13 protein-coding genes and 1 pseudogene are annotated in these 14,367 nt (G+C 75.3%); 9 read left to right on the top strand and 5 right to left on the bottom strand.

Going from position 1 to position 14,367, the window contains the following annotated elements:
- Positions 1-33: 33 nt before the first annotated feature.
- From leuC to AB0B02_RS17370, 4 genes are all read left to right on the top strand, one after another.
- Positions 34-1,476, top strand: a complete 1,443-nt coding sequence (leuC, locus tag AB0B02_RS17385) for a 3-isopropylmalate dehydratase large subunit (RefSeq protein ID WP_107156143.1) — start codon at positions 34-36, stop codon at positions 1,474-1,476.
- Between the two features lie 15 nt (positions 1,477-1,491).
- Entirely contained in the window at positions 1,492-2,079 is a 588-nt protein-coding gene (leuD, locus tag AB0B02_RS17380; protein WP_357301238.1) for a 3-isopropylmalate dehydratase small subunit, read from the top strand.
- A 160-nt stretch (positions 2,080-2,239) separates the two neighbouring features.
- Positions 2,240-2,872 carry an HU family DNA-binding protein gene (locus AB0B02_RS17375; protein WP_357301235.1) on the top strand — a complete coding sequence of 211 codons (633 nt, stop codon included), beginning with the start codon at positions 2,240-2,242 and terminating at the stop codon, positions 2,870-2,872.
- 133 nt (positions 2,873-3,005) lie between these two features.
- A complete protein-coding gene (locus AB0B02_RS17370; RefSeq protein ID WP_357301230.1) occupies positions 3,006-4,895 on the top strand; it encodes an endonuclease/exonuclease/phosphatase family protein in 1,890 nt (629 codons plus the stop codon).
- Between the two features lie 87 nt (positions 4,896-4,982).
- Here AB0B02_RS17370 and AB0B02_RS17365 read toward each other — a convergent pair whose 3' ends face one another.
- The 4 genes and pseudogenes from AB0B02_RS17365 to cofC form a co-directional block, all read right to left on the bottom strand.
- Positions 4,983-5,864 carry an NUDIX hydrolase gene (locus AB0B02_RS17365; protein ID WP_357301228.1) on the bottom strand — a complete coding sequence of 294 codons (882 nt, stop codon included), beginning with the start codon at positions 5,862-5,864 and terminating at the stop codon, positions 4,983-4,985.
- 40 nt (positions 5,865-5,904) lie between these two features.
- Entirely contained in the window at positions 5,905-8,205 is a 2,301-nt protein-coding gene (locus AB0B02_RS17360; protein ID WP_357301225.1) for an RNA degradosome polyphosphate kinase, read from the bottom strand.
- 53 nt (positions 8,206-8,258) lie between these two features.
- Entirely contained in the window at positions 8,259-8,456 is a 198-nt protein-coding gene (locus AB0B02_RS17355) for a cold-shock protein (RefSeq protein ID WP_281936282.1), read from the bottom strand.
- A gap of 48 nt (positions 8,457-8,504) precedes the next feature.
- Positions 8,505-9,104, bottom strand: a pseudogene (cofC, locus tag AB0B02_RS17350) (2-phospho-L-lactate guanylyltransferase); the annotation flags it as partial.
- 96 nt (positions 9,105-9,200) lie between these two features.
- Here cofC and AB0B02_RS17345 point away from each other — a divergent pair.
- From AB0B02_RS17345 to AB0B02_RS17325, 5 genes are all read left to right on the top strand, one after another.
- A complete protein-coding gene (locus AB0B02_RS17345; RefSeq protein ID WP_281935786.1) occupies positions 9,201-9,926 on the top strand; it encodes a lysophospholipid acyltransferase family protein in 726 nt (241 codons plus the stop codon).
- Complete coding sequence (locus AB0B02_RS17340; protein ID WP_281935784.1) at positions 9,923-10,930, top strand: NAD(P)H-dependent glycerol-3-phosphate dehydrogenase; 1,008 nt, start codon at positions 9,923-9,925, stop codon at positions 10,928-10,930. Before AB0B02_RS17345 ends, AB0B02_RS17340 begins: the two co-directional genes overlap by 4 nt.
- A complete protein-coding gene (locus AB0B02_RS17335) occupies positions 10,927-12,045 on the top strand; it encodes a cystathionine gamma-lyase (RefSeq protein WP_281935782.1) in 1,119 nt (372 codons plus the stop codon). Before AB0B02_RS17340 ends, AB0B02_RS17335 begins: the two co-directional genes overlap by 4 nt.
- Before the next feature lie 185 nt (positions 12,046-12,230).
- Entirely contained in the window at positions 12,231-13,022 is a 792-nt protein-coding gene (locus tag AB0B02_RS17330; protein WP_357301220.1) for a putative protein N(5)-glutamine methyltransferase, read from the top strand.
- 67 nt (positions 13,023-13,089) lie between these two features.
- Complete coding sequence (locus AB0B02_RS17325; protein ID WP_357301217.1) at positions 13,090-14,124, top strand: ROK family protein; 1,035 nt, start codon at positions 13,090-13,092, stop codon at positions 14,122-14,124.
- Positions 14,125-14,165: 41 nt separating this feature from the next.
- On the opposite strand, the gene AB0B02_RS17320 is transcribed toward AB0B02_RS17325, so the two are convergent.
- Positions 14,166-14,363 carry a DUF397 domain-containing protein gene (locus tag AB0B02_RS17320; RefSeq protein WP_107156132.1) on the bottom strand — a complete coding sequence of 66 codons (198 nt, stop codon included), beginning with the start codon at positions 14,361-14,363 and terminating at the stop codon, positions 14,166-14,168.
- Positions 14,364-14,367: the final 4 nt, after the last annotated feature.

Below are 14,367 nucleotides of genomic sequence, written 5' to 3'. Positions count from 1 at the left end.
CGAAATTTACCTCCCAGAATTTAGGATGTCCAGATGGTGGGAGTCACTCAACCGAGGACCCTGGCCGAGAAGGTCTGGGACGCGCACGTGGTCCGCTCCGCCGCCGGCGAGCCGGACCTGCTCTTCATCGACCTGCACCTGCTGCACGAGGTGACCAGCCCGCAGGCGTTCGACGGCCTGCGCCTGGCCGGTCGCGGCGTCCGCCGGACCGATCTGACCATCGCGACCGAGGACCACAACACCCCTACCGGGTACGACGACCCGGCGTTCCGCTCCCGGCGCGGCGACCTGCTCACGATCGCGGACCCCACCTCCCGCACCCAGATCGAGACGCTGCGCCGCAACTGCGCCGAGTTCGGCGTGCGGCTGCACCCGCTCGGCGACGAGAACCAGGGCATCGTGCACGTCATCGGCCCGCAGCTCGGCCTCACCCAGCCGGGCATGACGATCGTCTGCGGCGACTCGCACACCGCCACCCACGGCGCGTTCGGCGCGCTCGCGTTCGGCATCGGCACCAGCGAGGTGGAGCACGTGCTGGCCACCCAGACGCTGCCCCAGGCCCGGCCGAGGACGATGGCCGTGAACGTCGTCGGCGAGCTGGCCCCCGGCGTCACCGCGAAGGACCTGGTGCTCGCGCTGATCGCGCAGGTGGGCACCGGCGGCGGGCGCGGCCACATCGTCGAGTACCGGGGCGAGGCGATCCGGGACCTCTCCATGGAGGGGCGGATGACGATCGCGAACATGTCCATCGAGTGGGGCGCCAAGGCGGGCATGATCGCGCCGGACGAGACCACGTTCGCGTACCTGAAGGGGCGGCCCCACGCGCCCCAGGGGGCCGACTGGGACGCGGCGCTGGAGTTCTGGCGGACGCTGCCCACGGACGACGGCGCGACGTTCGACACCGAGGTGACGCTGGACGCCGGCCGGATCACCCCGTTCGTCACCTGGGGCACCAACCCGGGTCAGGGCGTGCCGCTGGGCGCGGCCGTGCCGGACCCGGAGGAGTTCGTCACCGAGCCGGAACGGGTGGCTGCCCGCCGGGCGTTGGAGTACATGGACCTCACCCCCGGCACGCCGCTGCGCGACCTCGCGGTGGACGTGGTCTTCGTCGGCTCCTGCACCAACGGCCGGCTGGAGGACCTGCGGGCCGCCGCCGAGGTGCTGCGCGGGCGCCGGGTCGCCGACGGCGTACGCATGCTCGTGGTCCCCGGCTCCGCCGCGGTCCGGGAGGCGGCCGAGATCGAGGGGCTGCACCAGGTCTTCACCGACGCCGGCGCCGAGTGGCGGTTCGCCGGCTGCTCCATGTGTCTCGGCATGAACCCCGACACGCTGAAGCCGGGGGAGCGCTCCGCCTCGACATCCAACCGCAACTTCGAGGGCCGCCAGGGCCGGGGCGGACGTACCCATCTGGTGTCCCCGCCGGTCGCCGCCGCCACCGCCGTGGTCGGCCGGCTGGCCGCCCCCGCCGACCTGTAGAAGGGCAGCCGAGAGATGGACAAGTTCACCGCACACACCGGCACCGCCGTGCCGCTGCGCCGGTCCAACGTGGACACCGACCAGATCATCCCCGCCGTGTACCTCAAGCGGGTGACCCGGACGGGCTTCGCCGACGGTCTCTTCAGCGCGTGGCGGGAGGACCCGTCGTTCGTGCTCAACAACCCCGCCTACGCGGGGGCGTCGATTCTCGTCGCCGGCCCCGAGTTCGGCACCGGCTCGTCCCGCGAGCACGCCGTCTGGGCGCTGCGGGACTGGGGCTTCCGGGCGGTGATCTCGCCCCGCTTCGGTGACATCTTCCGGGGCAACGCCCTCAAGGAAGGTCTCCTTCCGGTGGAGTTGGAATTGAAGGCCGTCGAGGAACTGTGGGATCTGGTGGAATCCGAGCCCACCACCGCGGTCACCGTCGACCTCACCGCCCGCCAGGTCCACGCCGGGCAGGCCACCTGGGCCTTCCCGCTGGACGACCACAGCCGGTGGCGGCTGATGGAGGGCTTGGACGACATTGGACTCACCCTCCGCCACGAGGCCGAGATCGGCGCGTACGAGGCCGCCCGGCCGGCTTTCCTGCCCTCCATCGCCTGACCCCGACCCCCTTTTCGCCCCCACCGGCCCGGCCGGTGGGGGCGAATCCGTTGCGACACAAGGGCTTTTTTCCACCGAATGTTTGTGTCCAGGCAGCACAGGGCATACGGTGCGCGCAGAATGGCTCGCGTCGAGTCAGTTGCACAATCGGGAGGAAGTCGTGAACAAGGCCGAGCTCATCGAGGCGCTCGCCGTTCGCCTGGGGGACCGGAAGACGGCGACGGCCGCGCTCGACGCGGTTCTCGCTGAGGTCCAGGCGGCGGTCACCAAGGGCGAGAAGGTGGCGATCACCGGTTTCGGAGCGTTCGAGAAGCGGGTACGTGGGGCCCGAACAGCGCGCAACCCGCGGACCGGCGAGGCGGTGAAGGTCAAGAAGACCTCCGTCCCGACCTTCCGGGCGGGTGCGGGCTTCAAGGAGATGGTCGCCAGCGGCAAGGTTCCGAAGGACACCACCGCCGCGAAGAAGACCACCGCCGCCACCAAGACCACGGCGGCGGCGAAGAAGACCACGGCGGCGAAGACCACCGGGGCCGCCAAGAAGACCACGGCGGCGAAGGCCACCAAGGCCACCACCGCCGCGACCAAGAAGGCCGCGCCGGCGAAGAAGGCCACCGCGACCAAGACGGCCACGGCGGCGAAGAAGACGACCGCGGCGAAGTCCGCCACGGCGAAGAAGGCGCCCGCCGCCAAGAAGACGACCGCGGCGAAGTCCGCCACGGCCAAGAAGACCACGGCGGCGAAGCAGGCACCCGCGAAGAAGGCACCGGCCAAGAAGGCCGCCAGTCGGCGCTGACCGGACGGCCCGATCGAGGGCGCCCACCGTTCGCGGTGGGCGCCCTCGATTCGTCGGTACGCGTTGACCACCCGCCGTACCGGCCCGCAGAATCGCCGTGCCGAAACCCCCTCGGTCACGAGAAGAGGCGCCCGTGCGGCACCGTCACCTCTCCACCGTCGCGCTCGCCCTGGGCGTCGCGGTCTTCCTGGACGTCCTGCGGGTCTGGCTGCCGTCGGTCATCACGCTCTTCGGCCGCGCCGCCGAGACACCCGCCGAACTGCTCGGCGCGTTCGCGCTCGGCTGGTTCCTGCTCGCGCTTGCCGCGCCCACCGTGGTCCGTCGGCTCGGCGCCCGCCCGGTCGGCCTCGCCGCGGCCGGCGTGCTCGCCGCCGCCCGGCTGGCGCTCACCGCCGCGCCCGGTGGCGGCGCCCAGCTCTGGCTCGCGTGCGCCGGCCTGCTCGCCGGACTGACCTGGCTCGCCGCCACCGCCGCCCGCGTCGACCGACCGGTGCCCGGGCTGGCGCTCGGCCTGGCCGGCGCCGCCGCCGGGCACGCGTTGCTCGGCACCGAGGACCTGGTCTGGCGCGGCGGCGCGCTCGGCTGGACGCTGAGCGTGGCGCTGGTGGCGGCGTTCCTGGCCGCGACCGTGCCCGCGCCACTGACCGGCGCGGCGCCGGGGGAGCCGTCGGCGGCCGGCCGCCGGGCGTGGCTGCTCTGCGGTCCGGCACTGTTGCTGGCCAACCAGATCGCGCTCGCCCCGGCGGTGTGGGCGGCCGCCTCGGGTGTCGGCCCGGCCGGCTTCCCCGGTCTGTCCCGCGCCCCGGTCGGCGTCGTGCCGTGGGGCGCGTTGGCGGTCGCGCTGTTCCTGGTGACCGCGCTGTACCGGCCCCCGGCCCGGTTGGCCCGGCCGGCCCGGGTGCTCTGGCCGGTCGCGCTGCTCGCCGGGGCGGCGCTGTTCGCCGCCGGGCGGCTCGGGCCGGCGTACCTGCTCACCGCCGCCGGTCTCGGCGGCTGCCTGGCCGCCACCGACACGGCCGCGCCCGGCGGCGACGTGCCGGACGGGCGCGCCGCGGCGCGGCGCGGTCGGGCGGCGGTCGGGGGGACGGTGGTCTTCGCGGCGGCCACGGTCGCCTACTACGCCGCATACGACCTGGGGTACCCCAACGGGTGGGTGCCGGTCGCCACGGCGCTCCTGGTCGGCCTGGTGGCCGTTGCCGGGCCGACCTGGTCACCGACGGAGCTGTCCGGGCGGGCCCGGCGGTGGAGCGTGGCCGCGCTGGTGCTGGCGACCGCGCTCGTGCCCGTGTTCCACCACACGCCGCTGTCCGCCCCGCGGCCCGGCGTCGCGCCGGCCACGGTCCGGGTGGCCGCGTACAACATCCGGATGGGGTTCGGCCTGGACGGCCGGCTGGACCTCGACGCGGTGGCCCGGGCGTTGCGCGGGGCGGACGTGGTGCTGCTCAGCGAGGTGGACCGCGGGTGGTGGCTCAACGGCGGCCACGACACGTTGGCGTTGCTGGCGGCGCGGCTGCGGATGCCGTACGTCTTCGCGCCCGCCGCGGACCCGGTCTGGGGCGACGCGGTGCTCAGCCGGTTTCCGGCGCGCTCCGGTCGGACCCGGCCGCTGCCCGCGCACGGCGCGCCGACCGGCGCGCAGGTCCTCGGCGTCACGCTCGACCTCGGCGGGCGGGAGCTGGCCGTGGTCGCCACCCACCTGCAACCGCCGCCCGGCCGGGACCCGGTGGAGCAGGCCCGCGAGGCGGCCACGTTCGCCCGCGGGTACGCGGCCGGCCGGCCGCTGGTGCTCGGCGGTGACCTGAACACCGAGCCGGCCGACCCGGCGTTCGCCGAGTTCACCGGCGCCGGTCTGGTGGACGCGCTGGTCGCGGCCCGGCCGCTGCGGACCAGCCCGGCCGACGACCCGCGGACCCAGATCGACCACGTCTTCGTCTCGCCGGGTGTGACCGCCGCCGAGGCGCGCGCCCCGCGTACCGAGGCCAGCGACCACCTCCCGGTGCGCCTGACCCTGACCCTGCCGTGAGCCCCCGCCCGCCGCCGGCCCGGTCCGGCGCGGCGGTGGTGAGAAGGGGCCCCGGCTATACCGGAGGCGTTAACCGGGGGCCCGGCCTTACAAGCGGTCGGGGAGGAGGAGACGGTCGCCGGCGAAGGGGAGCAGCCAGCCGCCGCCCTTGGCGGTGGTGAAGTCGTCGGCGCGGCCGGTGAGCCGTTCCAGCGCGCCCGGGATCACCTTGCCCTGGCTGCACACCGCGACCGGCTCCCCGGCGGCGGCCAACGCGGCCAGCCGCGCGGCGGCGGCCAACGCGCACTCCTCGGGCTGCTGGCCCGGCCCCGGCTCGTCCAGGTCGCCGCAGACCTCGATCGGCAGGTCCAGCCGGGCCGCCGCCGGATCCAGCGTCTGCACGCACCGGCGGGCCGAGGCGGAGAGCAGGCGGGCCGGGCGGACCAGGGCCACCAGCGGAACCAGCGCCCGCGCCTGGGCCCGCCCCTCGGCGTCCAGCGGCCGGCCGGTGTCCGGACCGGACCAGGTGCCCCGCTTGCCGGCGTGCGCGTGCCGGACCAGCAGCACGGTCGTGGTGACCGGCGGCAGCGCCGCGAACGCGGCGATCACCTCCGCGTCGTGCGGGTAGCTGACCCGGCGGGCCGCCGCGTCGACCGGGAACCAGGCCACGTCGTCCACCTCGGTGCCGGGCTGGAAACCGCCGCTGCCGACCGCCCGCATCGACCACCAGTCGACCGCCTTGGCGCGACCCTCGCTGCGGTAGCGGACCGTGGGCAGGCGCACCTGCGGCACCGCCCGCACGTCGGTCTCCTCGGCCACCTCCCGGACGGCCGCCGCCAGCGGGTGCTCGCCGGCGTCCAGCTTGCCCTTCGGCAGCGACCAGTCGCCGTACCGGGGGCGGTGCACCAGGCAGACCTCGACACCGCCGGGGCCGGGACGCCAGACGACCCCGCCCGCCGCCCGGATCCGCACCGGCTCGTCGTCGCTCATCGGATCACCGTATGCCCGCCCGCCGCGTGTCGCGCGTCGCTCAGTCCGCCCGGCCACCGACCCGACGCAGCAACAGTTCCTGGAGATGGGTCGACGGTGTGTCGCCGTCGCCGGTACGCCGGTGCCAGGTGCCGTCCGCGGCCAGCTCGAACGCGTCCACCTCGGGAGCGAACGCGGCGGCCAGCACGTGGTCCAGCTCGGCGCGGGCCACCGGGTCGCTCACCTGCACCAGCGCCTCCACCCGGCGGTCCAGGTTGCGGTGCATCAGGTCGGCCGAGCCCATCCAGAACTCGGCGTCGCCGTTGTTGCCGAACCGGAAGATGCGCGAGTGCTCCAGGAACCGGCCGAGGATCGACCGGACCCGGATGTTCTCCGACAGCCCCGGCACGCCCGGCCGCAGCGTGCACATGCCCCGGATCAGCAGGTCCACGTGCACGCCGGCCCGCGACGCCCGGTAGAGCGCGTCGGTGATCTCCTCGTCGACGAGCGCGTTCACCTTGAACTGCACCAGGCCCGGCATGCCCAGCCGGACGTGCTCGATCTCCCGCTCGATCCGTTCGATCAGGCCGCTGCGGATGCCCTGCGGCGCGACCAGCAACCGCCGGAAGGCCGTCTGCCGGCTGTAGCCGGTGAGCACGTTGAACAGGTCGGTCAGGTCGGCGCCGATCTCCGGGTCGGCGGTGAGCATGCCGAAGTCCTCGTAGAGCCGGGCGGTCTTCGGGTGGTAGTTGCCGGTGCCGATGTGGCAGTAGCGCCGGATCTGGTTGCCCTCCTGCCGCACCACCAACGCGGTCTTGCAGTGCGTCTTCAGGCCGACCAGGCCGTAGACCACGTGGCAGCCGGCCCGCTCCAGGGTGCGCGCCCAGCCGATGTTGGCCACCTCGTCGAAGCGCGCCTTCACCTCGACCAGCACCACCACCTGCTTGCCGGCGGCGGCGGCGTCGACGAGCGCGTCGACGATCGGGGAGTCGCCGCTGGTGCGGTACAGCGTCTGCTTGATGGCGAGCACGTTCGGGTCGGCCGCGGCCTGCTCGACGAAGCGCTGCACGCTTGTCGCGAACGAGTGGTACGGGTGGTGCACCAGCACGTCCCCGTCGCGCAGGGTGGCGAAGACGCTGCGCGGCACCTCGCCCTCGGTCAACCGGGGATGGGTGGCCGGCACGAACGGCCGGTCCTTGAGGTCGGGGCGGTCGGCCTCGCCGTACACCTGCCAGAGCGCGGAGAGGTCGACCAGGCCGCGGACCCGCAGCACGTCGTGGTCGTCCATGTCCAGCTCGCGGACGAGCAGCTCCAGCATGTGGTCGGAGATGGAGGCGGCCACCTCCAGCCGCACCGGCGGGCCGAACCGGCGCCGGGCCAGCTCCCGTTCGAGCGCCTGGAGCAGGTCCTCGTCGCGGTCCTCGTCGACCTCCACCTCGGCGTTGCGGGTGACCCGGAACAGGTGGCACTCGACCACCTGCATGCCGGAGAAGAGCTGGCCCAGGTGGACCGCGATGAGGTCCTCCACCGGCAGGAAGCGGACGCCGGGCCGGTCCCGGGCGACCCGGACGAACCGAGGCACGTTGTTCGGCACCTTGACCCGGGCGAACAGCTCGGAGCCGCCGTCCGGGTCGCGCACCGAGACGGCCAGGTTCAGCGACCGGCCGGAGATGTAGGGGAACGGGTGCGCCGGGTCGACCGCCAGCGGGGTGAGCACCGGGAAGATGTGCTCCCGGAACCAGGTGCGCAGCCGCTCCCGCTCGGCGTCGTCCAGCTCGCTCCAGCGCAGGATGCGGACGTCCTCCTCGGCGAGCCGGGGGAGCACGTCGTCGACGAAGCAGGCGGCGTGCCGGGCGACCAGGTCGGCGGCCTTCTCGGTGATCAGGTCGAGTTGGGTGCGCAGCGGCAGCCGGTCGCCGCCGCGCACCGGCAGGCCGGCGGAGAGCCGGCGCTTCAACCCGGCCACCCGCACCATGTAGAACTCGTCCAGGTTCCCGGCGAAGATGGCCAGGAACTTCGCCCGCTCCAGCAGCGGCGTCCGGGGGTCCTCGGCGAGCGCGAGCACCCGGGCGTTGAAGTCGAGCCAGGAGAGCTCCCGGTTGAGGAAGCGATCCTCCGGCAGCGGCTCCGCGGCTGGCGGCTCGTCCCGCGGGCCGGCGATCGGGCCGGGCCCCTCGACCGGGTCGAGCGGCTCGTCCAGCCCGGTGGCGCCGGCCGCGTCCGGGTCGGCCCCGAGGCGCTCCTCGGGCGGCCGGGACGGCCGGAACCGCCCGTCCGCCCCGCGCGTCGGGCGGCCGTTGCGGGGCGTGCCGGGGTCGAGGATGGGCGGCGGACCGTCGGAGTGCTCGCGAGGGGTGCTCACCACCCCATGATTCCCTGACGAGGGTGAACGGAAAATGAACTCGACCAGGTTGTTCAGGCCATCGTCGGCAACGTCACCCGGGTGACCTCGCCGGCCGCGTCCCGTTCGACGCGCACCCGCTGCCCGAGCCGCAGCAGCCGCAGCCCGGAGGCGTCGAAGGCGCGGGCCGGGAACGCCAGCTCGGTGCCGTCGTCGAGCAGCAGCACGCCGCTGCGCGTCGACGCGTCGTAGGTGGCCACCGTGCCCTGCATGCCAGCACCGTACCGGACCGGGTCGCCGGCGCGGTCCAGCAGCGCGCCGGTGCGTGGCCCCAGGCCCAGCCCGGCGGCGGTGGCCAGGTCGGCCGCGGTGTCCACGTCCCGCCGCAGGCTGGGCCAGTCGCCGGTCAGCGGCAGCGCGCCGCCGGCCGCGTGCGCACCGGCCGAGCCGGGCCCGAACCGGGGCGCCAGCGGCACCCCGGGCGGTGTGGCCAGCAGCACCGTGCCGGTGCCCGGGGCGTCGGCGACGAATCCGCGTACCCCCTCGGCCGCGCGCAAGGCCGCGGCCAGCTCGGCCGGGCGCAGCGCCGGCAGGTCGGCGGTGAGGGCGGCCACCGGGGCGCGCGGCCCGGCCACCGCGGCGCCGTGCCGGAAGGCGGCGTTGAGCCCGCCGGCGGGGTCGCCCGCGACCCGGGCGCCCGCCGCGGTCACGGTGGCGGTCACCCGCGGGTCGTCGGTGACCACCAGCACCCGCCCGACCGCCGGGCAGGCCAGCGCCGCGCGCACCGTGTCGGCCGCCAGGGCCAGCGCCAGCTCCTCATGGGGTACGCCGGGCAGCGCGCCGCGCAGGCGGCTCTTCGCCACCCCGAGGTGCTTCACCGGCGTGACCACGGTCCAGCTGGGCTCAGGCACACCGACCATCCTGCCAGCGCGGCCGGCGGTACCCTCACTGGCCGGACCGGTGGCGAGCAGGCATGATTCTTCCCCGGGGCGCGTGGGGCGGAACGAGGAGGCACTGTGGCACCGCGGAGGCTGGGATTCTGGCAACGGTTCGCCGTGGTGCTGGTGAAGCCGGTGTTGACCGTCTGGACCCGGCGCACCTGGCGGGGCATGGAGCACCTGCGGGGCGACGGCGGCGTCATCATCGTGCCCAACCACATCTCGCACGCCGACCCGCTGGTCTCCGCGCACTTCATCTACGACGCCGGGCGCTGGCCGCAGTTCCTCGGCAAGGCGAGCGTGTTCCGGGTGCCGGTGATCGGCTGGATCCTGCACCGGTGCAAGCAGATCCCGGTCGAGCGGGGCAGCGTCGAGGCGGTCAAGTCGCTTGACAAGCTGATCGCCGCGCTGGACGACGGAGGCGCCGTGGTGATCTACCCGGAGGGGACCACCACCCGGGAGCCGGAGCTGTGGCCGATGAAGGGCAAGACCGGCGCGGCCCGGCTGGCGCTGGCCACCGGCGCCCCGGTGATCCCGGTGGCCATGATCGGCCCGGAGCGGATGTTCGACCCGCGCACGGCCCGGTTCGGGCTGCGCCCGCGTACGCCGGTGACGGTGGTCGCCGGGCCGCCGGTCGACCTGGGCCGGTGGGCGGGCGCCACGCCGACCCGGCCGATCCTGGAGGAGATGACGGACACCATCATGCTGCGGATCCGGGACCTGGTCGCCGAGATCCGGGGCGGCACACCGCCGCCGCTGTGGCAGCGCCCGGCCCGCACCGGCACCCCGGAGGTCTCCGAATGAGCGGGCACGTCGCGGTGCTGGGCGCCGGTTCCTGGGGGACCGCGTTCGCCAAGATCCTCGCCGACGCCGGGCGGGACGTGACGGTGCTGGCCCGCCGCGCCGCGGTGGCCGAGGCGATCCGCGACGGGCGGCGCAACCCGGAGTACCTGCCGGACGTGCGCCTGCCCGAGCGGGTCACCGCCACCGGCGACGCCGCCGAGGCGATCGAGGGCGCCGAGGTGGTGGTGCTGTCGGTGCCCTCGCAGACGCTGCGCGGCAACCTCGCCGAGTGGACGCCGCACCTGGCCCCCGACGCCACGCTGGTGTCCCTGATGAAGGGCATCGAGCTGGGCACCACCAAGCGGATGAGCCAGGTGATCATGGAGACGGCCGGGGTGCCGGCCGACCGGGTGGTCGTGGTCTCCGGGCCCAACCTGGCCCCGGAGATCGCCGCCGAGCAGCCCGCCGCCACCGTGGTCGCCGGCACCGACAGCCGGCGTACCGCGCTGGTGCAGGCGTCGATCCGGACGCCCTACTTCCGCCCCTACACGAACGACGACGTGATCGGCTGCGAGCTGGGCGGCGCGGTGAAGAACGTGATCGCGCTCTCCTACGGCATCGCCACCGCGATGGGCTTCGGCGACAACACCCGCGCCATGCTGATGACCCGCGGCCTGGCCGAGACCGCCCGGCTGGGCGTGGCGCTCGGCGCCGACCCGATCACCTTCGCCGGGCTGGCCGGCATGGGCGACCTGGTCGCCTCCTGCTCGTCGCCGCTGGCCCGCAACCGCACGTTCGGCGAGCACCTGGGCCGGGGCGAGACGCTGGAGCAGGCGCAGGCGGCCACCCGGCAGACCGCCGAGGGCGTGAAGAGCTGCCTGGCCATCCGGGACCTGGCCCGGGCGCACGGGGTGGAGATGCCGATCACCGAGCAGATCGAGCGGATCTGCCACGAGGGGATGGACCCCCGCCTGGCCGTGGACGCGCTGATGAGCCGCACCGCCAAGCCGGAGTCGTACGAGTGAGCGCGGGCTGGGGGGACGGCACCCGCAGCGTCCACGCCGGCCTGCCGGAGGCGGTGCCGGGCCAGCCGTTCCTGCCCGGCCCGGTGTTCGCCGCGCCCTACCACCTCGACCCGTGGCGCGGGCCGGCGGCGGCGCCCGACGGGTACGGGCGGCCGGACAATCCCACCCGCCGGCTGCTGGAGGCGGCGATCGGCGAGCTGGAGGGCGGCGAGTGCCGGGCCTTCGCCAGCGGCCAGGCGGCCATCACCGGGCTGCTGCTGGCCGTGCTGCGCCCCGGTGACACGGTGCTGCTCCCCGCCGACGGCTACTTCCCGGTGCGCGCGTTCGCCACCGGGACGCTGGAGCGGATCGGGGTGCGCGTCGTCCTCGTGCCGACCGCCGGGCCGTACCCGTCGTTCGACGGCGTCCGGCTGGTGCTGCTGGAGACGCCGGCGAATCCCGGCCTCGACGTGGCCGACGTGCCGGCGCTGGCCGGGGCGGCGCACGCCGCGGGCGCGCTGCTGGCGGTGGACAACACCACCGCGACGCCGCTCGGGCAGCGCCCGCTGGACCTCGGCGCGGACGTGGTGGTGGCCTCCGGCACCAAGGCGCTCACCGGCCACTCCGACCTGCTGCTCGGCTACGTGGCGACGCGCGACGCCGCGCTGCGCGACGCGGTGACCGGGTGGCGGACCACCACCGGCGGGGTGCCCGGCGCGTTCGACTGCTGGCTGGCCCACCGCTCGCTGGCCACCGTCGACCTGCGGCTGGCACGGCAGACCGCCAACGCCGGGGCGCTTGCCGAGCTGCTCGCCGGCCGACCGGACGTGACCGGCCTGCGCTGGCCGGGGCGGCCGGCGGACCCGGCGTACCGGGTGGCGTCGACGCAGATGCGGCGCGTCCCGGGCGTGCTCTCGTTCGACCTGGGCGACGCCGACCGGGTGGCCCGGTTCCTGGACGCGTCCCGCCTGGTGGCAGCCGCCACCTCGTTCGGTGGGCTGCACACCACCGCCGACCGGCGGGCCCAGTGGGGCGACGACACCGCGCCCGGCTTCGTCCGGCTCTCCTGCGGCATCGAGGACGCCGCCGACCTGGTCGCCGACGTGGCCGCGGCGCTGGACGCCGCCGCGCGTTGACGTGCCGGGCAGACGGCGGGTCGACCGCTGGGCTATCGTGACGGGCAGCCACGGCCCGTGCGGCCCCGACGCGAGGAGGTGAGTCCGATCCACCAGCAGAGGACCGGCGCTCCCTCCGAGTCCGTGTCGCCCCGGGGCTGAGGCGACGCCGGGGGCGCCGACGAGCGTTCCCCGAGAGGCTTGCCATGGCATCCACCGTGTTCACTCCCGACCGTCCCGCCCTCGTCCGCCGGCTGCGTGCCGCCGGTTGCGTCTTCGCCGAGGACGAGGCGGATCTCCTGATCGCCGCCGCCGACTCGGCCGGCGCGCTGACCCGCCTGGTCGACCGTCGCGTCGCCGGCCTGCCGTTGGAGCACCTGCTCGGCTGGGCCGAGTTCTGCGGGCGGCGGATCGTCGTCCACCCCGGCGTGTTCGTGCCCCGGGGGCGTACCGCGCTGCTCGTCGACGCCGCCGTGGCGGTGACCGGGCCGGCGCCGGCGGTGCTGGACCTCTGCTGCGGCTCCGGTGCCGCCGCCGTGGTGCTGCACGACCGGCTGGCGCCGCGCTGGTTGGGCGCCGCCGACGTCGACCCGGTCGCGGTGGCCTGCGCCCGGCGCAACCTCGACCCGCTGGGCGTGCCGGTCTACCGGGGCGACCTGTTCGACCCGGTGCCGGCGCGCTGGCGCGGCCGGCTGGACCTGGTGGTGGCGAACGCCCCGTACGTGCCGAGCGACGCGGTGGCGATGCTGCCGGCCGAGGCCCGGTTGCACGAGGCCCCGGTGGCGCTGGACGGCGGCGCGGACGGGCTCGCGGTGTTGCGCCGGGTGGCCGTCGGCGCGGCCGAGTGGCTGGCCCCGGGCGGCCACCTCGCGGTCGAGGTGAGCGCCGAGCAGGCGCCGGCGCTCTGCGCCGCGTTCACCGCCGCCGGGCTGGACCCGACCGTGGTGCGCGACGAGGAGTGGGAGGCCACCGCCGTGACCGCCCGCCGCCCCGGCTGACGTCGCCGTGGCGGGTGGGCCGGCCGGGAACTAACCTCGGCTCAGACTCGACGGCGAGGCGGTGGCGGTGGGCAGCACAGGAATGCCGGTGGTGGTGGGGCTGGACAACGGCGGCACGAGCAACAACGCCACCGTGCTGACCGTCGACGGCCGGTTCCTGGTGGACGGGCTGCGGGAGATCCCGAGTGAGGTGGGCGACGGCCCGGAGGCGGCCGTCGAGGCGCTCGCGCGGGCGTTCGACGGTGTGCTCGCGTACACCGGGGTGCCCCGCGAGTTGGTCCGCGCGGTCGGGCTGGACACGCCCGGCCCGGCCAGCGCCACCGGGGTGATCTCGTCGCGCGGGTCGACCAACTTCGCGCAGCCCGCGTGGCGCGGCTACGACGTGCGCAGCGCGCTGGAGCGGCGGCTCGGCCTGCCGGTGGTGTACGCCAACGACGGCAACGCCGCCGCGCTCTACGCCCACCACGTGCACTTCGGCACGGACGCGGCGGCCCGCTCGTCGGTGTCCGCGATCGTCGGCACCGGCCTCGGCGGGGGCGTGGTCGAGGCCGGCCGGGTGGTCGGCGGCGCGGCCGGCATGGCGGGCGAGTTCGGGCACGTGCACATCCCACTGGACGGGCTGCTCGAACCGGGCCAGCCGGTGCCGGTCTGTGCCTGCGGATTCGCCGGGGACGCGGAGAGCGTCGCCTCGCTCACCGCCATCCGGCGCAACCTGCTGCCGTACTGGCTGGCCCGGCATCCGGAGCATCCGTTGGCGGCGGAGGAGCCCGGCCGGGCGGCGAAGCTGCTCCGCGACCTCGGCGAGCGGGGCGACCCGTTGGCCCGTCAGGTGTTCGGCCAGCAGGCCCGGGCGCTGGGGCGGTTGTTCACCATCGCGGCGAACTTCACCGACCCGCACGCGTACTTCGTCGGTGGCGGCGTGGTGGAGGCCGCGCCGGAGTTCCGGGACTGGTTCCTCGCCACCGTCGCGGAGCACACGGTGCTCCGCGACGAGCAACGCGCGGTGGCGACGTTCGCGCTGGTGCCCGACCGTGACATGGCCGGCGCGCGGGGCGTCGCGATCGCCGCCCTGGAGCGGGTGAAAGGCGGGGCCCCCGCTTGACGCCTCCGGTAGAGGTGGGGGCCCCGCCTGACATCCCGCGTTCAGGCGCGGGGCGGCGCGGCGGTGAAGGCGGCCCAGGCGGCGGGCGGGAACACGAGCACCGGGCCGGTCGGGTCCTTGGAGTCGCGGACCGCGACGGTCTCCGGCAGCGGCGCCATCTCCACGCAGGCGCCCTCGTCGCCGCTGTGGCTGCTCTTGCGCCACCGCGGCGTCGGGTGGCTGGGGGTCGTGCCGTTCATGCGG

This window comes from Micromonospora sp. NPDC049240 (genome assembly GCF_040647835.1).
In the GTDB taxonomy this organism is placed as follows: domain Bacteria; phylum Actinomycetota; class Actinomycetes; order Mycobacteriales; family Micromonosporaceae; genus Micromonospora.
This window is presented reverse-complemented; position numbering and strand designations above follow the sequence as displayed.

Coding starts and splice junctions, on each gene's coding strand:
- AB0B02_RS17320 (WP_107156132.1), bottom strand. CDS start 14,363: ATGAACGGCACGACCCCCAGCCACCCGACGCCGCGGTGGCGCAAGAGC.
- leuC (WP_107156143.1), top strand. CDS start 34: ATGGTGGGAGTCACTCAACCGAGGACCCTGGCCGAGAAGGTCTGGGAC.
- leuD (WP_357301238.1), top strand. CDS start 1,492: ATGGACAAGTTCACCGCACACACCGGCACCGCCGTGCCGCTGCGCCGG.
- AB0B02_RS17355 (WP_281936282.1), bottom strand. CDS start 8,456: ATGCAGGGCACGGTGGCCACCTACGACGCGTCGACGCGCAGCGGCGTG.
- AB0B02_RS17330 (WP_357301220.1), top strand. CDS start 12,231: ATGGCATCCACCGTGTTCACTCCCGACCGTCCCGCCCTCGTCCGCCGG.
- AB0B02_RS17340 (WP_281935784.1), top strand. CDS start 9,923: ATGAGCGGGCACGTCGCGGTGCTGGGCGCCGGTTCCTGGGGGACCGCG.
- AB0B02_RS17365 (WP_357301228.1), bottom strand. CDS start 5,864: ATGAGCGACGACGAGCCGGTGCGGATCCGGGCGGCGGGCGGGGTCGTC.